This is a genomic window from Alteromonas sp. NFXS44, assembly GCF_040148705.1.
Classification (GTDB): Bacteria; Pseudomonadota; Gammaproteobacteria; order Enterobacterales; family Alteromonadaceae; genus Alteromonas.
In genome coordinates, this window is the sequence record NZ_JAGDEA010000002.1 from 294,789 (window position 1) to 318,074 (window position 23,286).

Sequence of the window (23,286 nt, forward strand, 5' to 3'; positions counted from 1 at the left end):
GCCTGACTGCCGCTTTTTTAACGCTAAACGACAAATCCAGCATTTATTTCCCCATGTGACGGGAAATAATAAATTAAGCAAAATCATATACTAAGATTTTCAATCATCCTACAGGTCTGATTTAGATACTAAAAGTTCACTTTTCACTGTGAAAGTTTTGTGACAACGCGGAAGTGTAACAAATGTGTCATTTAGCTTAGGTAAAGTGCCTGCGTTTTCTAAATCCATAATTATATTTGCACTTGGAGAGATGAATGGAACTTAAGCACTTATTTCAGGCTTCAGCAATCGCAGCAGCGCTTGTTTTAGCCGGCTGTGGTGGTGACATCAATATCAGCGAAGGCGACATCGACAACAGCGTTACAAATAACAACGGAAGTAGTGGCGATTCTGGTTCAGGTGATTCTGGCGATACTGATACTGCACCCGGCGAAGTGAGCTCAGGTCTGAGCACTCAAGTTTCAACTGCATTTGGCAGCGACGTAACGGTTCGCGTACTGTCTGGTCGTTTAACTGCTGATGACGCAGACGACAGCGGTAACATTACTCTGACTAACGACACCGTATGGGCGTTAGACGGCGCGGTTTTCTTCGGTAGCGATAATGCAGACAGCGTAAACCTGGTTATCGAGCCGGGCACAACGATCTTCGGCCGCAGCGGTAATGACTACATGGTTGTCAGCCGTGGTTCTACTATTGAAGCAAACGGTACTGCAGCAGCGCCGGTAATCCTTACCTCAATTGAAGACGTGGTTGGCGGTGACGCTCAGCCTGGTCAGTGGGGTGGTCTGGTAATGCTGGGTAATGCGCCATCTAACCAGTGTCCTGATACAGGTGACTGTTCTCTGCAAATCGAAGGTGCTGAAGAAGGCGCGGTATTCGGTGGAACAGACGATACAGAAAGCTCTGGTTCAATCAGCTATATGGTTATCAAGTACTCAGGTTTCGAAATTGCACCGGACAACGAGCTGCAAGGTCTGACTATGGGTGGTGTGGGTTCAGGTACTTCTATCGATCACATCCAGGTACACGCATCTTCAGATGATGGTATCGAATTCTTCGGTGGTAGCCCGCAACTGAAATATGTTCTGATCACTGGCGCTCAGGATGATTCATTAGACTGGGATAACGGCTTCACCGGTAAAATCCAGTATGCATTCATCGAGCATGCCACTGACGATTCTGACGCAAACCGTGGTATCGAAGCGGATAACGACGGTTCAGATCCGGCTAACGAGCCTCAATCTAATCCTATGATTGCTAACATGACAATCATTGGTAATAACTTCGACGGTGACGACGATTCAGAAGGTGTTTACCTTCGCGAAGGTACCGGCGCACAGATCTACAACATGGTTGTAACTGGTCCTGCTGGTATGGGCGAGTGTTTCGAAGTTGAAAACGTGACTGAATCTCAGGCTAACCTGGCTGACGGTACTATCACGATTCAAAACTCTGTTATGGCTTGCCGTAACGGCGAAAACTTCAAGAACGACGACGGTGCAGTTGACCTGGAAGACTGGTTCCTGAACACCATGACAGGTAACTCTGTATCTGAAGCTATTGCACTGAATGCAGACGGTTCTCCTACTTCAGGCAGCCCGCTGTTAGGTGCCGGTGCTGATGCATCTCAGGTTGACGGTTTCTTCGATGCAACTGACTACATCGGTGCGTTAGACGGAACAACTGACTGGCGTGAAGGTTGGGCATTTGGTTACGGCGGCGGTGAAGTGACCGGCGTAGTTGAAACCGTAGAGGGTTGTCCTACCGGTACGTCTGAAATCACTTCTGTTGACGGTACAACCACAACATGTGAACTGTCTGGCCGTATTACTTCTGACCTGACACTGACTGAAGGCAACATGTATGCTCTGTCTGGTGCAGTATTCATCGGTAATGACAATGCTGACAACACCACACTGACTATCGAAGACGGTGTAACACTGTACGGTGCAAGCGGTAATGATTACCTGGTAATCAGCCGTGGCTCTAAAATTGATGCGCAGGGTACTGCTGCAAACCCAATCACTTTCACTTCACAAGCTGATGTGGCGTCTGACGCCGGTGAGCCTGGTCAGTGGGGTGGTCTGGTAATGCTGGGTAACGCGCCATCTAACCAGTGTCCTGAATCTGGCGCATGTTCACTGCAAATTGAAGGTGCAGAAGAAGGCGCAGTATTCGGTGGTACAGACACTGCTGATAACTCAGGGACTATCCGCTACGTGCGTATCATGTACTCTGGTTTCGAAATCGCACCGGACAACGAGCTGCAAGGTCTGACTATGGGCGGTGTTGGTTCAGGTACTGATATCAGCTACGTTCAAATTCACAAATCATCTGACGATGGTGTTGAGTTCTTCGGCGGTAACGTTGACATGAAGTACGTAGTACTGACTGACAACCAGGACGACAGCATTGACTGGGATAACGGCTTCCAGGGTCGCATGCAGTATGTATTAGTGCGCCAGGCGACTGACAACTCTGATGCAAACCGTGGTATCGAAGCTGACAACGACGGTTCAGACCCGGCTAATGAGCCACAGTCTAATCCGACTCTGTCTAACGTGACTATTATCGGTAACGAGTTTGACGGTGATGACGATTCTGAAGGTGTTTACTTACGTGAAGGTACAGGCGCTCAGCTGTCTAACTTCATCGTGACAGGCCCTGCAGGCATGGGTGAGTGTTTCGAAATCGAAAACGTTAACGAATCACAAGCTAACCTGGCTGACGGTACAACAACCTTCACTAACTCGGTTATCGCTTGTGAAAACGACGAGAACTTCAAGTTTGATGACGGTGCAGTTGACCTGGAAAACTGGTTCCTGAACACCATGACCGGCAACGCAGTTGTTGCTACTCAGGCTGAAGTAGTTAACGGTATCTACAGCATCACTGATGCAGTAACGCCTAAAGACTGGACTGGCGACACGTTCTTCGACAATGCTGACTTCGTAGGTGCAGTATCTGAAGACAACGACTGGACAGCTGGCTGGACTGTTGGTCTGGAGTAATCACTCCTAATCCCACCATCAGAGCAGGCACGTTGCGGTAAAAGTAACGTGCTTGCTTTTTAAGTATTAAAAGCATCGATTTTTATCGTTGTATTGTAAGAACGCTTTTCCACGAGGTTTACAATGAAAAAGCCTGCAATCAGGTTTCCTGTCAAACCACTGAGTCTGGCTGTACTGGCAACATTATCTGCCAGCATCGCGCCCGCAGTTGCTCAGGAAACCAATGACGAAGAAGTCATTGAAGAAGTGGTTGCCACCGGCACCCGCTTAAAAGGTACGGCGACTGCCGTTATGGAAGAACGTAAGAACCAGGCGTTTGTTGCGGATATCATGGGTGCTGAGCAAATCTCTCGTACCGGTGACTCTGATGCGGCATCAGCATTGCGTCGTGTAACAGGTTTGACCCTGGTTGACGGTAAGTTCATTTACGTTCGTGGTCTGGGTGAACGTTATTCATCTACCCAGTTAAACGGTCTGGCGGTACCCAGCCCGGATCCTACCCGTAACGTAATGCCTCTCGATTTATTCCCGTCTTCTATTATCGAAAGTTTATCGGTTCAGAAAGCGTACTCGCCTTCAATGCCGGCTTCGTTTGGTGGTGGTAACGTAGATATCCGTTTGCGTACCATTCCTTCCGATTTTGTGATGAGTGTGCAGGGCCAGTTAGGTTATAACTCCGATAACTTTGACGATGCCTACATGTACAATGGCGGCAGCGATGACTGGATGGGTAAAGATGATGGCACCCGCGCCATGCCTGCTGACATTGCAGCCCAGTATGCCAGCAAAGACTTTCTGGATGATTTAAGCCAGGAAGAATCTGTCGCGCTGTTCAAGCAATTAAACCGTGACTACGACCCTGTATTGGAAAGTGTTGACCCTGATATGAAAGGCAACTTCTCCATCGGTAACAGTTTCGATTATAACGACGACTGGCGTTTCGGTTTCCTTGTTGCTACCGGTTATGACCGTTCTACCAATGTGAGTGAAGAATACATTGGTGAGCAGCCACTGCGTAACGGCGATGAAATCCGTATGGTCCGCTACTACGACGAAGTGAACACCACAGAGAAATCTGTGAAGTGGTCTTCACTGTTTAACGTCGGTATCGACTATAACCGCCAGCACCGCGTGGATTACAGTGTTATTGTACTGAGCGATACCCGTGACCAGATCCGTGACATGATTGGTAACACGGCGAACATCACGTTGTCTGATAACCAGCGTGTTCGTAAATATGAAGTGCAGTACGAAGAACGTAAACTTTTCACCAATCAGGTTCGTGGTACCCATACGTTCCCTGAACTGGGTTTCTTAGGCTTTGACTGGAAATACTCATTAGGCCGTTCACTGCGTGATGCGCCGGGTAATATGGAAGCCCGTTTCCTGCTTGAAGACGAAAACCTGGATGGTATTTACGATCGTGAAACTGAAAGCAGCGTGAGTAACTCTACCGTTGCCGGACGTTATTCATTCCAGGGTCTCCATGACCGCGTAGAAAACTATGCCTACAACTTCAACTATCCGCTGATGGTAGATAAGTGGGAGATGGAATTTAAAGCGGGTGGAAATTTCCTGACTAAAACCCGTACTGCAGAAAACCGCCGTCTTGATGTGAGCACCCGTGCTTTCTCTGATACCTCATTGCTTACCGGCTATGAGTTTGACGAAGTGCTTGACGATGAAGCGCTGGACAATGCCAGCTACACCACACAGAACCTGCTGCGTGACACTACCGTTGCCGGTGATGATTATGCCGCCGGTCAGAAAGTGGATTCGTACTACTTCGAAGCGGATCTGTTCTGGAACAACCTGTGGCGCTTCAGTGGTGGTGTGCGTTACGAAGACTTCCGTCAGGCTGTTGTACCCTTTGACCCCCGTACAAACCAGTTTGACTTAACTGACGATGCAGACCGTTCACAGCTGGCGTTTGCTGAAGCAGATTTCTATCCGTCTCTGGCAGTGACTTATTTCCTTGAGCAGGATATGCAGTTGCGTTTCAGCTACGGTAAAACGGTAGTACGTCCTGACTTGCGTGAAGTGTCTTCAGCCACCTACATCGACCCGCTGACTGAAAACCCTGTGGGTGGTACGCCGGGTCTGGAAACCACGTCCATCGATAACTTTGATGTTCGCTGGGAATGGTACCGTGAGGCCGGTAACAACCTGTCTGTAGGTTTATTCTACAAAGACATGGATACACCTATTGAGTCTGTTCAGTCACCTGCTCAGGACGGTCCGCCGCTCATCCGTATCGCTAACGCCGAAACCGGCAAGATGTACGGTGTGGAAGTGGAATTCCTGCAAGGGCTTGAGGTGTTCGGTGACGGCGTATGGGACAATCTGTTCCTGTCCGGTAACCTGACGTTAAGTGACTCTGAGATCGAGCTTGATCCGGCAGCCATTGAACAGCAAACCGGCGTGTCTACATCGATCACCAACACAACGCGTGCAATGACAGGTCACTCTAAGTGGGTAGTCAATACGCAGTTAGGTTATGACTCAGATAACGGCGAACACTCTGCATCTTTAGTCTATAACGTGTTTGGTCCGCGTATTCTTATTCCCGGCATCGACGGGTTCGATGACAGCTTCGAGCAGCCTTTCCACTCTCTGGATGTGGTGTACAAGTGGTATCCTGATTTTAATACCACTGTCACATTGAAAGTGCAGAATATGCTTGATCAGGAAAAGAAAATTGAGTTTGAGGACACACTCCTAAGGTCCGAAACCGTGGGAACGTCTTTCAGTCTGGCTTATCGCTACGACTTCTAAAATTAACTCAGAAAGAGCCGCATCAGCGGCTCTTTTTTCATCACCTCCCGTCGGATTATGACAGAGGAAATATGACAGTCATGTAATAAAACTGTCATAGAAAGTTCCTATCCTACGCGCAGAAATTTACGCTCGGTTAAATCCGATTCCTTTTAACAGTAAGGTTTGAATGTATGAAGCTTTTCAACTCGTTGCTGCTGGCGAGCGCCCTGACGGCCACTACCGCCATGGCACAAGACGATAGCGTCTTGAAACCCGTTGTCGATGAGGCTGCAAAAATCAATGAAAGTGCAGCTAAATCACAAGACAAAATCAACAATATCGCTGACCAAATCGATAATAAACTTCAAACGTTCAAAACGTTGAATAAAGAAATCGAAGGGCTGAACGTTTATAACAACCAGCTGCGCAAACAGATTGCCAACCAGGAACAGGAAATGGCTGATCTGAACGCATCAATCGACGAAGTCTCTGTTATCGAGCGTCAAATCACGCCGTTAATGATTCGTATGATTGACGGTCTGGAGCAATTCGTTGCCCTGGACGTGCCTTTCCTGGAAGAAGAGCGTGCCAAACGTATCGCTGATTTAAAAGACATGATGGATCGTGCTGACGTGTCTGCATCTGAAAAATTCCGTCGTGTTATGGAAGCCTATCAGGTTGAGATGGATTACGGCCGCACCATGGAAGCTTACACCGGTATCCATGAAATTGACGGTACAGAGCGTGACGTTGAGTTTTTACGTCTTGGCCGTACTGCTCTGATTTACCAAACCCGTGACGCTGGTAAGCAAGGTGTTTGGAACAAACAAACACGTCAGTGGGAAGAACTGGACAGCAGCTACCGTACACAGATCACTAAAGGCCTGCGCATGGCGAAGAAACAGCTTGCACCAGACCTGTTAATGCTGCCTGTTGCAATCACGGACTAAGAGGTATTGACCATGTTAAAGCAGATTAAATTTTTAGCAGCTGGTCTTGCCGCTGCAACATTAAGCTTCGGTGCAATGGCGGAAAACGACCGCGCACTGGATCTTGATGCCCTGTTGAAGCAACTGGAAGAAGGCCAGTTCGCCCAATCACAACAGAATAAGCAACGTGAACAGGAATTCACACAACAGCGCGCTCAGCAGGACCAAATCCTGGCTGATACCCGCAAGAAGCGTGATCAGGAACTGGCGAATTCAGAAAGTCTGGAAACTCAGTTTGAAGAAAACGAATTCAAACTGGCCGACTTAAATACCGCGCTTGATACCCGTTTAGGTTCTTTGAAAGAACTGTTCGGTGTGCTGCAGCAGGTTGCCGGTGACACCAAGAGCAAATTCCAGAACTCAGTTGTTTCCGCTCAAATCCCCGGCCGCGCTGAGTTTCTTGACAACATGGCACAGTCAATGGGTAAGAGCTCAAAGTTAGCGTCTATCGAAGAGATTGAGCGCGTATGGTTTGAAATGCAGCGTGAAATGACTGAGTCAGGCAAAGTGACTAAGTTCGACACGTCTGTTGTTGAAGCCGGCGGCGAGAAAGTTAACAAAGAAATCGTACGTGTTGGTCCGTTTGCACTGGTTGCTGATGGTAAATACCTCGACTTCAACGGCATCACCGGCACTGTAGCTGAACTGGTTCGCCAGCCGGCTGACCGTTACGGCGATTCTGCACAGGCGCTGCAAAACTCAAACGGCGAACTGGTTGAGTTTGGTATTGACCCTACAGGTGGTTCTATCCTGGGTCTGCTGGTTCAGGCTCCTGATCTGAAAGAGCGTGTAGAGCAGGGCGGTGAAGTGGGTTACATCATCCTTATCGTAGGTGCTATTGGTCTGCTTCTGGCGATTGAGCGTCTTATCAGTCTGACGCTGATTAACGCGAAAGTACAAAAGCAACTTAAGCGTAAAGAAATCAAAACTGACAACCCGCTGGGCCGTGTACTGAAAGTACGTGAAGATCACCCTAATGCGGATGTTGAAGCGCTGGAACTGCACTTAACAGAAGCGATTTTAGGTGAAGTACCAAAACTGGGTCGTAACCTGACCATTATCAAGATTATCTCAGTGGTTGCGCCTCTGATGGGTCTGTTAGGTACAGTAACCGGTATGATTAACACCTTCCAGGCAATTACCCTGTTTGGTACCGGTGACCCGAAACTGATGGCAGGGGGTATTTCTACCGCACTGGTAACTACAGTACTGGGTCTGGTTGTAGCAATTCCTATGACATTGTTATACGCCATGCTGAATACCCGTAGTAAGAATATCGTGTACGTGCTGCAAGAGCAGGCGTCTGGTGTTATCGCAGAGCGCGCTGAGCGGGGCTAAGCCATGATCGCATTTCTCGAAGCCATTCGTGATTTTACAGAGACAGGGGGCCAGGTTCTCCTGGTCATCGGTCTGCTGATTTTCATCATGTGGTTACTTATTCTCGAGCGTGCGATGTACCTGCTGATTTGGCACAAGAACTTTAAGAAACAGGCCGTAGCTGAATGGAAAGCCCGCAGCGATCGTTCCTCCTGGTTTGCTGAGCAAGTACGCCAGAAAACGATTTCTGCACTGACCATTCGTTTACGGGGCAGTATTCCGATTATTCAGGCGCTGGTGGCATTGTGTCCGCTGTTGGGCCTGATGGGTACGGTTACCGGAATGATTGAAGTTTTTGATGTAATGGCCATCTCCGGCTCGGGTAACGCCCGCTCTATGGCATCTGGTGTATCTAAAGCCACTATCCCGACAATGGCGGGTATGGTTGGCGCGTTGTCAGGCGTATTCGCCTCGACCTGGCTGAACCGTATGGTGAAGACCGAACGCACACACTTAGAAGACGCCTTGATTATTGATCGCAAAGGCTAAGCCTTTCTGTCAGGAACCTTATTATGAAGCAGCATTTTCAAAATCTGATTGACGAAGAAGAAGCCACAATTGATATGACGCCCATGCTGGACGTTGTTTTCATCATGCTTATCTTCTTCATTGTAACGGCGTCTTTCGTGAAAGAAGCCGGCATCGATGTAAACCGTCCTGAAGCGGCCACCGCAGTAAAACAGGATCGCGCTAACATTCTTATCGCGATTTCTGATACCGGTGAAATCTGGATCAACAAGCGTCGTGTTGACGTACGTGCGGTACAGGCCAACATCGAGCGTCTGCATGCTGAGAACCCGCAGGGCACTGTGGTAATTCAGGCAGATCAGAAGGCCACCACCGATACGCTGATCAAAGTTATGGATGCCTCCCGTGCGGCGGGTGTTTACGAAGTTTCAATCGCAGCACAAGAGCCTTAAGCCATGCCACGATTTATCATCGCATTTGTCATTTCGCTGGCGATTACGCTCGGCCTGTTCTTCTTGATGCAATCACTCATCAAGATGGGCGGCAGTGCGTTAACAGAGCCACCAAAAGGCAGTGTGCTTGACTTTGTGCGGGTGAAGAAAGAGGAAACGGTTGAACAAAAAGACCGTAAGCCCCGGAAGCCACCACCGCCAAAAGAGCCACCGCCGCAAATGAGTTCACCGCAAATGGATTCGCCTTCGCCTGACGCCAATGGTACGTCTATGGACTTCGGTGGGGATGTTGGCGCTGACGTAGCCCTGGACGGCGGCTTAGCACTTGAATCCGGAGACGGTGAGTATCTGCCTATCGTTAAAGTGGCGCCGGTCTATCCCCGTCGTGCATTGCAGCGTGGTATCGAAGGTTTCGTTATCGTGGAGTTTACGGTAACCAAGCAAGGTACAGTACGCGATCCGGTTGTCGTAGAAGCTAACCCTTCGGGCATATTTGAGCAGGCTGCGATGGATGCCGCCATGAAGTTTAAATATAAGCCCCGTGTTGTTAACGGTGAAGCGACTGAAGTGTCCGGCGTGCAGAACCGAATCACCTTCCAGATTGACGGGTAAGTACTATGAAGAATCATTTATCCAAACGTTTGGTTTGCGCTTTTTCACTGGCCTTAAACCTGGCTGTTGTACCCGCCGTTGTTATCAGCGCGCAGGCACAGGCTCAGGAAGTGAAAGCCAGTGAAAAGAAAACCCGCAAAGTACCGACTTTGCGTGGCAAAGTTTACGAACAGTTAGCCCGCGCTCAGGCGGCCGGCGATGAAGGAAATATTCCTGAAGCCATTGCCATCCTGGATGAGGTGAAAGACAAAGACAGTTCGATGAACAGCTACGAAAAAGCCATGATGTATAACTTCTACGGCTTCATCTATTACAACGATGAGCAGTACGATAAAGCATTAGACAGCTTTGCGCAGGTGGTGGAGCAGCAGCCGATCCCTGAAAAGTTTGAGATGACGACCTTGTTCAGTCTTGCTCAGTTAAACCTGATGCAGGGTAACTACGACAAGAGTATTGCCTATCTTGAACGCTGGGAAGCATTGAACGACGGCGTCGTTCCGCCTAAGAATATGATTTTAAAAGCTCAGGCTTATTATCAGAATAAGGAATACGCTAAAGCCGAACCGTTCATGACTAAAGCTATTGCTGATCATGAAGCTGAGGGCATGCTCCCTGATGAGAACTGGCTGATTCTGCAGCGGGCCATTTACTATGAACTGAAACAGCCTGAAAAGGTGAAGAATGTTCTGATTAAACTGGTGAAGTTGTTTGACGAGCGCAAGTACTGGATCCAGCTTGCCGGCATGTACGGTGAACTGGGTGAAGAGCGCAAGCAACTGGCAATAATGGAATCGGCTTATCAGCAAGGTTACGTGGAATCGTCTGCCGACATCTTCAACCTGGCACAGCTTTATTACTATCATAAAGTCCCCTATAAAGGTGCTTTGCTGATGGAACAGGCGATGAAAGACGGTACGCTGGAAAAGAACCTGCGTAACTTACGTTTCCTTGGCCAGAGCTGGACCCTTGCCAAAGAGCAGGATAAAGCCATTCCGGTGATGCAGTCTGCCGCTGAATTGTCAGAAGACGGTGAACTGGATGCCCAGCTCGCCCAGGTATTGCTGAATGCTGAGCGCTGGGATGATGCCATTACCGCTGCTGACCATGCTATTGAAAAAGGTCAGTTACGGAATCCGGGTATTGTGTATCTGATTAAAGGCATGGCGTTGTACAACAATAAGCAGTACGCCAAAGCACTGGATCAGCTTGCTGAAGCTGAAAAGCACCAGAAGAGCAAAGCAATGGCACAGCAATGGAAGCGCTTTGTACAGTCTGAGAAGACTCAGCAGGAAGCGATGGCTGAAATTTGATAGGTATTAAATACTGAGTCCGTCGCCTGCCACACGGGCACAAGGAGGCCGGTTATCCTGGTAATGAAGGGATAACCGGCCTTTTTTATGTTTGTAAGATGTCATTTTACTTTCATTTACATAGCGCATGTCAGCGACTATGCTCATGGCTCGTGATTCCGGCTGTCCGGCATAGTATTTACTCTGCGTGTTGCGGATTCATTCCTATGTATATGTTTGGTATACGTAGTTTTTTCTCCACCTGATGTATAGTTTTGTAAAGCGTGGATAATAGCCCGTGTTCGTTAGCAGGGCTCTCTGTCGTCATGATAGCTGAATATGAACGGCAGTTTTTTGAAAGAGGGCATTTTGTCATGTCAGATGAAAGTATCATTAATGAAAACAGTTATAACCTGACGCCGATGCTTTATGACGTCCGTGGTTTTTTTATTCTGACCCTGGCGTACCGCAATACCTTATCTTCCCAGGTCCGTTTTTTTGCCGAGAACCTTAAAGGCAAACATCTTGAATGTGCTATCGGTACCGGTACATTCACGCAAATTTGCATGAAACATGCGCGAAAAAAACAGAAAGATCAGCCATTTTCACTGGTAGGCGTAGATTATTCCAAAGCCCTGATGGGGGGCGCGAGGAAGAAGCTGAAAGGGGCTGAGCTGGCCATCGAAGATCTGAGAAATATGAGCTTCGAGGACGAAACGTTCGATACTGCGAACCTGCCAAATGGTTATCACACTATTGGCGGGATTGAAAAAGCCATGCATGAAATTGTCAGAGTGCTGAAAAAAGGCGGTACCCTCTACATGAATGTGCTGCTGTATCCCGGTGAAGGGTTTATGAATAAAATCAGTACGAAGGTGAACGATTACGGACAATCTATTGGTATCCTTAACCGTCCTTACACGCGGGAAGAAGTGCTGGCCAGTTTACCTGAGTTCGGACTGCGTCTTGACAGTGAGCACATCAGCCAGAACTGTATTTTCCTGAAAACCACAAAAATCTGATATTTCCTCACAACAAACCCGGCCAGCAAGCCGGGTTTGCTTTTAAAGCATCATTTCACTACAGTGAAAACTCACTAATGAACAAGGATGCTGTCATGAGTGGTCTTAAACGACTCGCACAAATCACACTTTTCTCTTCTTTGCTTTCAATGTCTGCTGCGGCTGATGAATTCAGCGAGGTCTACCGTGCGTTTCAGGAGGCGGTGGAGAAAGATGACATCATATTAAGTACGGCGCTGGCGAAACAAGCCTGGCAGCTGGGTCAGCAAAAATACGGTGCTGACAGCGAAAATGCGGTGAAGCTCAGGCATTCCTACGCCAATATGCTCGCACAGCAGGACTATATGGATGACGCTGTCAGCCAGTTCAAAGCTGTACTGGAGCAATACGATTCGCTGTATAACGAAAACTCCCCTGCGTTACTGAATATGCACATCGATATCCTCAGTGCAGTGAATAAGCTTAAGGGCATGGATAAAGCTAAGGTCAGCTTTTCACAACGGCTGAGTCGTTACATCATTCTCAACATGGACGACATCCAGTTTGAAGATGACGCTCAGAAGGTTACGACGCATTACCTTGCTGCCACAGTAGTTATCAAATCAATCTTAGGAGTGACCAACAACGCAATATTGCGTTTCTATAAAGACAATCTGAGTATCGTCGATGGCTTTTGGGGGGATAAAGATTTACGTACTCTGGAATCCCGCTTATTACTGGCACTGGTCTACGAACGCTTTAATCATTCTTCTAAGGCCATCGGGAATTATGAGATTGTTGCTGATACCTTCGACAGTAATCTTGATTTCTCCCATCCGTATGCGCTGAATGCCCATGCGAAACTGGTCGGTTTGTATGAGAAGAAAGGAGAGTCAGATAAGGCTACAGAGCACTGCCGGGCGATTGGGAAAATGAAGCCGTGGTCTGATGATCAGGAGCCCGAACCGCTTTATCGTGTCAATCCGGATTATCCGGTGTCTTATGCAAGGCGGGGTAAAGACGGCAGTGCAGTCCTGTCATTTACTATCGATGATGAAGGTTTTGTCCGTGATATCGAATTGATAGAAACTGACGGTGGCAGCATGTTTGGTGCCGCAGCCATAAAGGCGCTGGAACACTGGCGTTATGCTCCCAGATTTGTCGGTGGTAATGCGGTTGCAACGAAATCGCGCATGGTCAGAATGGATTTTAAACTGGGCTGAGTAGGATTCGGCGGGGTTATTTCTCCTCCACAAATCCGGCGTAAAAGACTGAATCTTCATTCTCAGAAGAGGCATTATCCGCTTTTTCTTTAATGCTGATAATGTCATCTTTTATGGTCAGGAATTTCTCTGCCAGTGCCGGATCAAAATGAGAACCTGCGTTATCGCGGATGTAGTCAAAAGCGTCGCTGACGCTCCATGCTTTTTTGTAAGGTCTTATCATGGTCAGCGCGTCGAACACATCAGCGATAGCAACGATACGGCCTGACTCGGGAATATTTGTCCCTTTCAGTCCATTCGGGTAGCCAGAGCCATCCCAGCGCTCATGATGACTCACCGCCACTTCAGCAGCCAGTTTGAACAACGGTGAATGGCTGTTAGATAAGATATCGTGACCGATTTGAGCATGGGTCCGCATGATCACCATTTCTTCGTCTGTCAGCCTCCTGGGCGCTTTCAGAATGCTGTCGGGAATGCCTATTTTTCCCGTGTCATGCATAGGAGCTGCATGTTCCAGCAATCTGGCTGCTTCCACAGACCATCCCGCGGCAGTGGCCAGCCTCCTGGCATAAGCTGCCATCCGCCAGATATGCAGTCCCGTGTCGGTATCGTTATAGTGACCCGCTGCAGCAAGCATACTGATAGCACTCAACTGACTTACCTGAAGTTCTTTTGTCCGTTCCTCCACTTTCTGGCGGGTGACCCGTTGCTGATGGGCAAGTGAAATATGGGTCTTTACCCGGGCCAGCACAATGGCGGGTACAATAGGCTTGGCAATATAGTCCACTGCGCCGGCGGCGAATCCGCGCTCTTCATCTTCACCTTGCCCGAGCGCCGTGACAAAAATCACCGGGATGGAGGCCGTGGCCGGATCCGCTTTCAATCTCCGGCACACTTCCAGACCATCCAGATGGGGCATCATGACATCAAGCAAAATAAGATCGGGAGGGGCTTTACTGACAATTTTCAGTGCAATTTCCCCCGACGGTGCCACCTTTACCTGATATTGATGGATCAGTATATCTTTGAGAATATCAATGTTTGCCGGTTCGTCATCAACGATTAAAACACTAAACGCTTTCACTTTACGCCCACAGTTATTGCCCGTTTACTAATGGCTGCAAGAGCACAGCCGCAGCTTCAAAATCGTATTGAGATACTTTCTGTATTGCCTGTTGCAGCACCCAGCGATGGGGAGACTGCTGATGTTCACTATAGAGTTGTTGCAGGTTGTCCGATGCTTTTGCATCGTAGTCTTCCAGTAAGTTTAGTATAAATTGAACTTGTGACGTGAAATCCTGTTCATTTTCTTGTTTTTCCTCAACATTGCTCAGTGCATCCAGGCTGGCGACGACTTTTTTTAACGTCATATCCAGCTCTCCGGCAAGTTTGGGAATGGCGGCGTGAACCAGCTCAGCGGGAGTATCCTGCTGCAGCAATGCGCCGAGCATTTTCTTCAGTGGCTTAGCGCCAACGGCTGAGGCATCTTTTCTGATCCCGGCAAGAATTTCCACCGGCACTGATGACTGTTGCTGCAGACCTTCAACAAGGAAGTCAAAGGGGGTATTTCCGCTGACACTGTATTTCCGGTAAAAACTCTGAAGCAGTGACGCATAGGGATCTTTTATGCCGTCGCAGTCATTGCCGGCGTGTTCTTCTTCGCCCTTATAAATCATGTGGTTATCGAGAGTACGGAGCAGGTCATCATTGCTTACCGGCTTGGTGAGCAAGGCACACATTCCGGAATCACTGATTAAATCTTCAATGGCAGAGGCATCTTCTGTGGAAGTGCAGATAATCGGGGTGGTCAGGCTGTTGCCAAATACAAGACTTTCAGCCACTTCCCAGCCGGGAATGTCGGGTAATTTATTATTCAGAATAATGGCGTCAAAGGTCAGTTGTTTACACAAGGTGATACAGTCTGCGCCGGAAGAGACACAGGTGGCTTTAATTCCCGCAGAATTAAGTTGTTGGGACATAACGGTCTGACTGATGTCGTCGCTGTCAGTTATCAGTACATGTTTGCCGCTGAGCCTGCGCTCAACCAGGCCAATGTCGTCCAGTGAAGTGAAACCTGTTTGAGTGTCCTTAATCATTGCTCCCTGATTGAGGAAGTCGTGCATAGAACGCTGGGTGAACGGAAGTTGCATCACGGCGGCATCAGACAATCCGTGACTGATCAGAAGATGACGGATCTCCTCCTGATTGCCCGGGGTGAGGATGCGCAGGTGAGAATAATCCAGTTGTTTCGAGCGGAATGCCTCAGCAAGTTGTTTCATCCTCTCTTCCGTAATTTTATCTGCAACAACCAGCAGGTGGGTGGTTTGTTCCGGCAGAGATTCAGTACGGTGAGTTGTGCAGTGTTCATGGGGAACCATCAGCGTCGATAAGGTTTTTTCCACCAGCCCCACTACCGGTAAAAGGGCTTCGTTCAGACAGCAAAGGGTAAGAAACTGGTGGGCACCTAAAGGCGGCATAGTATTGCTGGTTCCGGCCAGAGGCAGAACCAGGTCAATACTGAACGTACTGCCTTCACCGGGGGCGCTTTCTACCGAAATGGTGCCGTTCATCTGTTCGACAAGGTGGCGCGTAATACTCATGCCCAGACCGGTACCGCCGTATTGTCTGGATATAGATGCGTCGGCCTGAGTAAAAGGGTCAAACAGCTTTTGCAGATGGGCATCGCTGAGACCGATACCGGTATCTGTAACCCTTAATTTAACCGATACCTGTTGTCCCTGACGGGGCTGTAATTCAACTGATACAATAATTTGACCCTGCCGGGTGAATTTGACGGCATTACTGACCAGGTTATTGAAAATCTGCATCAGGCGGTTTTCATCGCCCAGCAGAGGCAGACTCATATCGCCGCCCATATCAAAAAGCAGTAATAACCCTTTGCTGACAGCTCTGTCCTGAAACAAATTCGACACTTTCTCCAGTAAATCGTCGAAGATGAATGGCTGAATATCTAAATCCAGCTTACCCGCTTCAATTTTTGAATAGTCCAGAATGTCGTTAATGATCCCCAGCAGAGTATTGGCACTGTTGGTGGCCTTTTGCAAGTAATCTTTCTGTTGAGTACTAAGAGACGAGTTCAGCACCAGATGAGTAAGGCCCAGTACGGCATTAAGCGGGGTACGGATTTCGTGACTCATGTTTGCGAGAAATTCACTTTTCGCGTTATTCGCTCGCTCAGCCTGAGAGAAAGCGTCCCGCATGGCTTGCTCAATATTCTTACGTTCGCTGATATTCCTGAACACGCCGACGTGTCCCTGTATGTTACCCCTGTCATCCTCCAGTGGCACGGCAGTGATAGAAACAGGAAACATAAGCCCGTTCTTATGGGTGAAATAAGTTTCTTCAGAGAAATAGATTTCACCTTTCTTAATGGTTTGAATAAGAGGGCTTTGCTGTACCGGAATGAATTTTTTATCCGGAGACTGGAACTGCACGGTGTCGTGGAAACGTCTGTTTTTCAGTTCATCCATAGTCCAGCCGAGCAGACGACTGGCTTCCGGATTAAGAAATTCAATAGTACCGCTGCGGTCAACAGCGAAAATGCCCTCACCGATAGAGTCGGTAATACTCTGATAAAAACGCTGGCTGTCGGATATACGTTCCTCCAACAGTTTCTGATGGGTAATGTCTGTCATGATGGCGACGTACCGCTCCGCTTGCCCGGCATTGTTTTCGATTGGCACGATGGTGGAGGATACCCAGAATGTCTCGCCGTTTTTTCTCAGATTGTGCACTTCGCCATGCCACACTTCACCGGCACGCACCGCGCGCCAGATTGGCGAATAGAAGCTTTCATCATGATAACCACTGCGGATAATTTCGAGGCTTTTACCGTTAAGCTCCTTCTCCTCATAGCCTGAAATCTCACAGAACTTACTGTTGGCGAAGAGGATTTGCTTTTCATTATCCACCACCACAATAATCGCATGCTGGTCGATGGCACGGCGCTGAACTTCTACTTCATGCAGTGCTTCATTACGCTCTCTGGCGAGGTCAGCCATCAGCTCGGCCAGTCCGTTCAGTGAGTCTGTATCTTCAGATAATTCCGGCTTGGCCAGGCCTTTCAGCAAGTCATTTGCCGCTATTTTCAGTTCCCGTACCGCCTGCTTTTGTTTAACCGCATCACGGCGGGCCAGCTCCAGTGATTCAGTGAGCTCCTGAGAGCTTAAGCGGATGCTGCGGTCGCGGATTTCCATGTCTCTTTCATGGGATTTGTAGCTGGTATCGACCCTGTCGACGAAAGGCATCAGACCTTGTAATAACGTCTGAACCGCCGGTGGCAGTGAATCGTCAAGGGCATGCTCCAGCAGCGTATCAAGCCATTGTTCAGCCTCTTCAATGGTCTGAAAGCCCATGGTTTTCTTGATTTGTCTGAACAGCAGCCTGTGCATCAGTCCGTCGTTCCGAAAAGCGTGACAATCATTGTCTGGTTATGCAATTTGCAGGGGCCCCGGGCCGTGAGGGGGCCAAACTCTCCGTTTGAGTAGAATCCGCAAACCGGCAGGTCCTGCCCGAGCGCACTGGTGATGGCCTCTACTTCTTCTTCCACCTGATCGCCCATGACAATTTTGCGGGCAAGACAACTGATTACCAGCGCAAAAGCCGGCTTAAACTGATTTTCAACACTGAGACTGAAGGACTGCGCTGCATCTTCCACACCGGTTATCAGATCATTTGTGGAAGCATGCATCAGCCTGAGATAGGCACCCTGTTCAATCTTTCCTCCCAAAATCAGGCTGCCGTCTGTTTCGTTGACATCATAGAGTGCGCGGAGCAACCCGGAGGGCTCGTCGTAACTGTCCATCATCTCCAGGGGGAAAAGCAGCCCTGATATGGGCAGGCGATTGGCTGAACGGCCCAGGTATTTTTTATAAATATCCAGGGCAGGTGTGCCGTCCAGTTCATACAAAATGTTATTTTCGCTGCGGGTAACCTGACGGATCGGACCGAAAGACTGCCACCCTCCGATAACGGCCTGGCTGACGGTAAGATTGTCTCCGTAGAGTCCGGCTGCAACCACATCATGATCACTGAGCCCTTGTGGAGAGAGTGTAAAGGTCTGCACATAACTGGCGTTGTCACCCGCCATGCCGCCACATATCAGCAAATCTGTTCCGAGCACATGGTGTAAGCCGTCGAACATTTCACCGGGTACGAAGTCGATTCCGCGGGTCAAAATAATAACGGCTTTTAAGTCGTCGCCACGAAGCGATTCGCCAAGGGCTTTACCGCAGTTAAAATAATCTTCTTCATGCACCTGACTGACGGCAATGCGGGCAAATCCTTTACCCTTAAGATCGATGCGGGTGAAAACTGCGCTCTGTTCGCGCACATCGCCGGCGGTAATTTCTCCGCTGGTACCACAACCTGCCACCGGTGCGCCTGAGGCAATGATGTCAGTGAGCAAAGATGATGAGGAGAAAAATGCAGGGCTTGCGAATACCAGCAGTAAATCGCAGGGCGCTTTAATTGCCTGCAAAATAGCATCATCTTCCGTTTGGGTACTGCGAATAATGTGTTGGGTAACTTCCATGCCGCAACATCCGTGGCTAACAAAAAAAATATAAGATAAATCTAGCGCGGCCTTACGGGTAACGCCATAAATTTACTGAAATTTAATGCGCAGGATCAACCGGGACGGGATATTCGCAGGAAGACAAGTCCGCCAAGACAACCCGCCAGACATTGTAAAGCCAGGCCGGCAGCAGAACGGGCGCCGGCGATAAGTGTGACATGCATTACCGGGTACATGGCCATCAACAGCACCAGCATCGCCACGCCACCGGCCAGTGGCAGTAGCCACCTCAGACGGGTGAAGTTTCCTGTCAGCCAGCCGCACAGGGAGAAAGCGATAAACAGGGCGGCGGCCGTGGCAGAACCGTACACAGGTAACAGACCAAAAATATCTTCGAATGTTGTTTGTAACCAGAGCGGGAGGGGAATGACCACGTCTAACCGGAGCAACTCAAGCAGTACCATTTGCGTATGGAAAACGCTTGCCAGGCAGTAACAAAGCAGCCAGGCGGGGAAAAAAGCCAGTGAAAACGATTTTGCAGTTGCTAACGGCATGTTGTTCAGACGATTTTTCGATGTATAGTGCGAAACTGATTTACCGCATCTTTTCACGCCATGCTACAGATCACAAGAGGAACGACACAAATCCATGTTTAAAAACACGCTCGTTGCTATCACTCTGACCATTCTCGCTTTGCCCGCTTTTGCTGAAGACATTCGTTATCAGGCAAAGCGTATTGCACCATGGACGTTACACTATCCCAAAGCGCTGGAACCTTTACCTGATGGCCGGTTACTGGTCACTGAGCGTGAGGGCAATGTGGTGATCCTCGGAGGAGAATCGCGGCTGGTCAGGGTACCGCTGGCGTTGCCTGACCTGTACGTAGCCGGGCAGGGGGGCCTGCTGGATATTGCGCTGGCGCAGGACTTCGACTTGTCCGGACGTATCATACTGACATTTTCTCAGGGAACGGAAACGGCGAATCATCTGGCAGTGGCCACAGCAACGCTTCAGAACGATACCATTACCGGTATCGACGTCGTATTTTCAGTTTCACCGGATAAAGACACGCCGGTTCATTTTGGTGGTCGTCTGGCAGTGCTGAATGACGGCACCTGGCTGGTGTCATCCGGTGACGGTTTTGATTACAGGGAGCATGCACAGCGGACTGACAGTCAACTGGGCAAAATTCTGCGAATCCGCGAGGATGGCGCTGCGCCGCTTGATAATCCTTTTTATGACACTGCGCCCTATATTTATTCAACGGGCCACCGCAATCCTCAGGGACTGGCTATCGATGAAGATGCCGCCGTCATCTATGAACACGAACATGGTCCCGACGGGGGCGATGAGATAAATATACTCCGCCCGCGACTCAATTATGGCTGGCCGGTAGCGACATCGGGCAGAGACTATTCCGGTGCCCGTATTTCACCATTTACAGATTATGCCGGCATGGAGTCTCCGCTGGTTGAGTGGTCACCCTCTGTGGCGCCGTCTGCCATGGTTTTTTATAACAGTGATCTGTTTCCCGGCCTGAAAGGCCAGTTGCTGGTGACCACGCTGAAAGACCAGTCCGTCATCGCTGTGGATATGTCAACCACGCCTGCCCGCAAAACAAAATTGTTTGCTACTATTAATCAGCGTTTACGGGACATTGAAATTGATCGTAAAGGCGCAATCTATGTACTAACCGATGGTGAAAACGCCACCGTTTTGCGAATTGCACCCCTCTGAATCTAAGAATCATTATTTTTGCAGCTAAAAATATTTATAAGTTTTGTGAATGGTGGTGACAGGCGTAACAAGGGTGCAGTCCGGTGTTATTTTATACTGTGCGCCGATATAATTCCGGCGTCGATAACGTGTAGTCAGGCTCAGGACCGTTGAATCCTTCCAGCCTGAGTAACAAGGAGGAAGCAATCGTGTTAAGTGAATATCGTAAACATGTTGAAGAACGTGCTGCTCAGGGCATCCCCCCTAAACCCCTGAATCCGGAGCAGGTTGCCGGTCTGGTCGACTTACTGAAAAATCCGCCGGAAGGTGAAGAAGCCTTTCTTTCAGAACTGATTTCAGAGCGTGTTCCTCCGGGCGTTGACGAAGCGGCATACGTAAAAGCCGGCTTTCTTAGTGCAATCGCGAAAGGCGAAGACAGTTGTCCCCTTATTGATAAAGAAAAAGCGGTTGAACTGCTGGGTAACATGCATGGCGGTTATAACATCGCTACGCTGGTAGAGCTGCTTGATGATAAAGAGTTGGCTCCGCTGGCGGCGAAAGAACTTAAACATACCTTGCTGATGTTTGATGCTTTCCATGATGTGGATGAAAAGCGTAAAGCGGGCAATGAATATGCTGCTGATGTGATGACATCATGGGCAGAAGGCGAGTGGTTTACTGGCCGTAAACAAATGGAAGACAAGATCACTTACTCTGTCTTCAAAGTTACCGGTGAAACCAATACTGACGACCTGTCTCCGGCCCCGGATGCATGGTCTCGCCCCGATATTCCTCTGCACGCCCTGGCGGCTTATAAAATGACCCGTGACGGTCTTGAGCCGGAAGAGCACGGCGTGAAAGGCCCGATGAAGCAGATCGAAGAGGTGAAAGCGAAAGGCTATCCGGTCGCTTTCGTCGGTGACGTTGTGGGTACCGGCTCCTCACGTAAGTCAGCTACCAACTCTGTTTTGTGGTTCTTCGGTGAAGATCTGCCGGGTGTGCCTAACAAGCGCGGTGGTGGTGTCTGTATCGGTTCTAAAGTAGCACCAATCTTCTTCAATACCATGGAAGATGCCGGCGCACTGGTATTCGAAGCCGATGTAGAAAAAATGAATATGGGTGATGTTATCGACATCTATCCCCTCGAAGGCAAAATCACTCATCACGAAACCGGCGAAGTGCTGGCAGAGTACAGCTACAAATCTAAGGTAATTCTGGATGAGGTACGTGCCGGTGGCCGTATTAACCTCATCATCGGTCGCGGTTTGACTGAGCGTGCCCGCGAAGCGCTGGGTATGGGGCCTTCTGATCTGTTCCGTAAGCCGGAGCAACCCGCCGACACCGGTAAAGGCTTTTCCCTTGCACAGAAAATGGTTGGCAAAGCTTGTGGCGTGGAAGGTATCCGTCCGGGTACTTACTGTGAGCCGAAAATGACCACTGTGGGCTCTCAGGATACTACAGGCCCTATGACCCGTGACGAACTGAAAGACCTGGCCTGTCTTGGCTTCACGGCGGATCTGACCATGCAATCTTTCTGTCACACCGCGGCTTATCCTAAGCCGGTAGACATCGAAACTCAGCACACCCTGCCTGACTTCATCATGAACCGCGGTGGTGTCTCCCTGCGTCCCGGTGACGGTATCATCCACAGCTGGCTGAACCGTATGCTGCTGCCCGACACGGTCGGTACCGGTGGCGACTCGCACACCCGTTTCCCTCTGGGTATTTCTTTCCCTGCGGGTTCCGGTCTGGTTGCTTTTGCTGCGGCTACCGGTGTGATGCCCCTGGATATGCCTGAGTCAATCCTGGTTCGTTTCAAAGGCGAGCGTCAGCCCGGCATCACCCTGCGTGACCTTGTACACGCGATTCCTCTTTACGGTATCAAGCAGGGCCTGCTGACAGTAGAGAAGAAAGGTAAGATTAACGCATTCTCCGGCCGCATCCTTGAGATTGAAGGTCTGGAAGACTTAACGGTAGAACAGGCTTTCGAACTGTCTGATGCCTCTGCAGAGCGTTCTGCAGCAGGCTGTACAATCAACCTGTCTGAAGAGTCCATCGCTGAATACCTCAAGTCCAACATCACCATGCTGCGCTGGATGATCAATGAAGGTTATGGCGATCCCCGTACGCTTGAGCGTCGTGCACAGAAGATGGAAGAGTGGCTGGCGTCACCTTCTCTGATGCGTGCAGACGCGGATGCAGAATACGCAGAAGTGATTGAAATCGACTTGTCAGAAATCAAAGAGCCCATCGTGTGCTGCCCGAACGACCCGGACGATGCGAAAACACTGTCTGAGGTTGCCGGCGACAAGGTGGACGAAGTATTCATCGGTTCTTGCATGACCAACATCGGACACTTCCGTGCCGCAGGTAAACTGCTGGAGCAGTACAACAAAACCATTCCAACCCGCCTGTGGATTTCTCCGCCCACTAAGATGGATAAAGCCCAGTTGATGGAGGAAGGTTACTACAACATTTACGGCCGCGTGGGTGTTCGTACCGAAATGCCGGGCTGTTCACTGTGTATGGGGAACCAGGCGCGTGTTGATGCCGGTGCCACGGTACTGTCTACATCGACCCGTAACTTCCCTAACCGTCTTGGTGATGGCGCCAACGTATACCTGACTTCTGCTGAACTGGCAGCTGTCGGCGCGATTGTCGGCCGGATCCCCACGGCGGCAGAATACATGGAATATGCCGGCAAAATCGACTCCATGGCAGCCGATGTATACCGCTATCTGAACTTCGATAAGATGGAAAGCTTTAAGAAAGCAGAAGAGGATGCAAAGGCTAAGATCATTCCGACATTGAATGTTGCCTGACTTGAGTTATAAACTATCGGGCCGGGTACC

17 protein-coding genes are annotated in these 23,286 nt (G+C 49.4%); 12 read left to right on the top strand and 5 right to left on the bottom strand.

The genetic code is table 11. From position 1 onward, the window contains the following. The first annotated feature begins 254 nt into the window (after positions 1 to 254). The 8 genes from J3369_RS04475 (at position 255) to J3369_RS04510 (ending at position 10,979) form a co-directional block, all read left to right on the top strand. On the top strand, positions 255 to 3,014 hold the full coding sequence (locus tag J3369_RS04475; protein ID WP_349584273.1) for a beta-helix domain-containing protein: 2,760 nt from the start codon (positions 255 to 257) through the stop codon (positions 3,012 to 3,014). A 123-nt stretch (positions 3,015 to 3,137) separates the two neighbouring features. After that, positions 3,138 to 5,789 carry a TonB-dependent receptor domain-containing protein gene (locus tag J3369_RS04480; protein WP_349584276.1) on the top strand — a complete coding sequence of 884 codons (2,652 nt, stop codon included), beginning with the start codon at positions 3,138 to 3,140 and terminating at the stop codon, positions 5,787 to 5,789. Positions 5,790 to 5,962: 173 nt separating this feature from the next. Then, positions 5,963 to 6,721 (top strand): DUF3450 domain-containing protein, encoded by a 759-nt coding sequence (locus J3369_RS04485; RefSeq protein WP_349584279.1) that lies wholly within the window; start codon positions 5,963 to 5,965, stop codon positions 6,719 to 6,721. A gap of 12 nt (positions 6,722 to 6,733) precedes the next feature. Further along, on the top strand, positions 6,734 to 8,098 hold the full coding sequence (locus tag J3369_RS04490; protein WP_303573724.1) for a MotA/TolQ/ExbB proton channel family protein: 1,365 nt from the start codon (positions 6,734 to 6,736) through the stop codon (positions 8,096 to 8,098). 3 nt (positions 8,099 to 8,101) lie between these two features. Beyond that, positions 8,102 to 8,626 carry a MotA/TolQ/ExbB proton channel family protein gene (locus J3369_RS04495; RefSeq protein WP_119500130.1) on the top strand — a complete coding sequence of 175 codons (525 nt, stop codon included), beginning with the start codon at positions 8,102 to 8,104 and terminating at the stop codon, positions 8,624 to 8,626. 23 nt (positions 8,627 to 8,649) lie between these two features. Further along, the gene (locus tag J3369_RS04500; protein WP_070123859.1) at positions 8,650 to 9,057 is read left to right on the top strand and encodes an ExbD/TolR family protein; all 408 of its coding nucleotides are present in this window, start codon (positions 8,650 to 8,652) and stop codon (positions 9,055 to 9,057) included. Positions 9,058 to 9,060: 3 nt separating this feature from the next. Then, positions 9,061 to 9,669 (top strand): energy transducer TonB, encoded by a 609-nt coding sequence (locus J3369_RS04505; RefSeq protein ID WP_119500131.1) that lies wholly within the window; start codon positions 9,061 to 9,063, stop codon positions 9,667 to 9,669. A 5-nt stretch (positions 9,670 to 9,674) separates the two neighbouring features. Continuing rightward, on the top strand, positions 9,675 to 10,979 hold the full coding sequence (locus J3369_RS04510) for a tetratricopeptide repeat protein (RefSeq protein WP_349584284.1): 1,305 nt from the start codon (positions 9,675 to 9,677) through the stop codon (positions 10,977 to 10,979). A 6-nt stretch (positions 10,980 to 10,985) separates the two neighbouring features. Here the strand turns inward: J3369_RS04510 and J3369_RS04515 are convergent, their stop codons facing one another. Next, positions 10,986 to 11,126 (bottom strand): hypothetical protein, encoded by a 141-nt coding sequence (locus J3369_RS04515; protein ID WP_349584286.1) that lies wholly within the window; start codon positions 11,124 to 11,126, stop codon positions 10,986 to 10,988. A 206-nt stretch (positions 11,127 to 11,332) separates the two neighbouring features. Here J3369_RS04515 and J3369_RS04520 point away from each other — a divergent pair, with 206 nt between their 5' ends. Both J3369_RS04520 and J3369_RS04525 read left to right on the top strand, forming a co-directional pair. Then, entirely contained in the window at positions 11,333 to 11,980 is a 648-nt protein-coding gene (locus J3369_RS04520; protein ID WP_161599091.1) for a class I SAM-dependent methyltransferase, read from the top strand. Between the two features lie 95 nt (positions 11,981 to 12,075). Beyond that, on the top strand, positions 12,076 to 13,182 hold the full coding sequence (locus J3369_RS04525; RefSeq protein ID WP_349584289.1) for a TonB family protein: 1,107 nt from the start codon (positions 12,076 to 12,078) through the stop codon (positions 13,180 to 13,182). A gap of 16 nt (positions 13,183 to 13,198) precedes the next feature. Here J3369_RS04525 and J3369_RS04530 read toward each other — a convergent pair whose 3' ends face one another. The 4 genes from J3369_RS04530 to J3369_RS04545 form a co-directional block, all read right to left on the bottom strand. After that, complete coding sequence (locus J3369_RS04530; RefSeq protein ID WP_349584291.1) at positions 13,199 to 14,266, bottom strand: response regulator; 1,068 nt, start codon at positions 14,264 to 14,266, stop codon at positions 13,199 to 13,201. 13 nt (positions 14,267 to 14,279) lie between these two features. Then, on the bottom strand, positions 14,280 to 17,594 hold the full coding sequence (locus J3369_RS04535) for a PAS domain S-box protein (protein WP_349584294.1): 3,315 nt from the start codon (positions 17,592 to 17,594) through the stop codon (positions 14,280 to 14,282). Beyond that, positions 17,594 to 18,736 carry an FIST signal transduction protein gene (locus tag J3369_RS04540; RefSeq protein WP_349584297.1) on the bottom strand — a complete coding sequence of 381 codons (1,143 nt, stop codon included), beginning with the start codon at positions 18,734 to 18,736 and terminating at the stop codon, positions 17,594 to 17,596. The genes J3369_RS04535 and J3369_RS04540 overlap by 1 nt, the downstream gene beginning before the upstream one ends. Positions 18,737 to 18,831: 95 nt before the next feature. Further along, positions 18,832 to 19,272 (bottom strand): hypothetical protein, encoded by a 441-nt coding sequence (locus tag J3369_RS04545; protein WP_303573717.1) that lies wholly within the window; start codon positions 19,270 to 19,272, stop codon positions 18,832 to 18,834. A 94-nt stretch (positions 19,273 to 19,366) separates the two neighbouring features. Between J3369_RS04545 and J3369_RS04550 the strand changes: the two genes are divergently transcribed. Together J3369_RS04550 and acnB are read left to right on the top strand one after the other, a co-directional pair. Next, entirely contained in the window at positions 19,367 to 20,455 is a 1,089-nt protein-coding gene (locus J3369_RS04550; protein WP_349584299.1) for a PQQ-dependent sugar dehydrogenase, read from the top strand. A gap of 188 nt (positions 20,456 to 20,643) precedes the next feature. Continuing rightward, a complete protein-coding gene (acnB, locus tag J3369_RS04555) occupies positions 20,644 to 23,256 on the top strand; it encodes a bifunctional aconitate hydratase 2/2-methylisocitrate dehydratase (protein ID WP_349584301.1) in 2,613 nt (870 codons plus the stop codon). The last annotated feature ends 30 nt before the right edge of the window (positions 23,257 to 23,286 follow it).

Excerpts from the sequence above, each read along its gene's own strand:
- J3369_RS04545 (WP_303573717.1), bottom strand. The coding sequence starts at position 19,272 with ATGCCGTTAGCAACTGCAAAATCGTTTTCACTGGCTTTTTTCCCCGCC.
- J3369_RS04510 (WP_349584284.1), top strand. The coding sequence starts at position 9,675 with ATGAAGAATCATTTATCCAAACGTTTGGTTTGCGCTTTTTCACTGGCC.
- J3369_RS04515 (WP_349584286.1), bottom strand. The coding sequence starts at position 11,126 with ATGAGCATAGTCGCTGACATGCGCTATGTAAATGAAAGTAAAATGACA.
- J3369_RS04485 (WP_349584279.1), top strand. The coding sequence starts at position 5,963 with ATGAAGCTTTTCAACTCGTTGCTGCTGGCGAGCGCCCTGACGGCCACT.
- J3369_RS04550 (WP_349584299.1), top strand. The coding sequence starts at position 19,367 with ATGTTTAAAAACACGCTCGTTGCTATCACTCTGACCATTCTCGCTTTG.
- J3369_RS04475 (WP_349584273.1), top strand. The coding sequence starts at position 255 with ATGGAACTTAAGCACTTATTTCAGGCTTCAGCAATCGCAGCAGCGCTT.
- J3369_RS04490 (WP_303573724.1), top strand. The coding sequence starts at position 6,734 with ATGTTAAAGCAGATTAAATTTTTAGCAGCTGGTCTTGCCGCTGCAACA.
- J3369_RS04505 (WP_119500131.1), top strand. The coding sequence starts at position 9,061 with ATGCCACGATTTATCATCGCATTTGTCATTTCGCTGGCGATTACGCTC.
- J3369_RS04480 (WP_349584276.1), top strand. The coding sequence starts at position 3,138 with ATGAAAAAGCCTGCAATCAGGTTTCCTGTCAAACCACTGAGTCTGGCT.
- J3369_RS04520 (WP_161599091.1), top strand. The coding sequence starts at position 11,333 with ATGTCAGATGAAAGTATCATTAATGAAAACAGTTATAACCTGACGCCG.
- J3369_RS04525 (WP_349584289.1), top strand. The coding sequence starts at position 12,076 with ATGAGTGGTCTTAAACGACTCGCACAAATCACACTTTTCTCTTCTTTG.
- J3369_RS04495 (WP_119500130.1), top strand. The coding sequence starts at position 8,102 with ATGATCGCATTTCTCGAAGCCATTCGTGATTTTACAGAGACAGGGGGC.
- J3369_RS04500 (WP_070123859.1), top strand. The coding sequence starts at position 8,650 with ATGAAGCAGCATTTTCAAAATCTGATTGACGAAGAAGAAGCCACAATT.
- J3369_RS04540 (WP_349584297.1), bottom strand. The coding sequence starts at position 18,736 with ATGGAAGTTACCCAACACATTATTCGCAGTACCCAAACGGAAGATGAT.
- J3369_RS04535 (WP_349584294.1), bottom strand. The coding sequence starts at position 17,594 with ATGCACAGGCTGCTGTTCAGACAAATCAAGAAAACCATGGGCTTTCAG.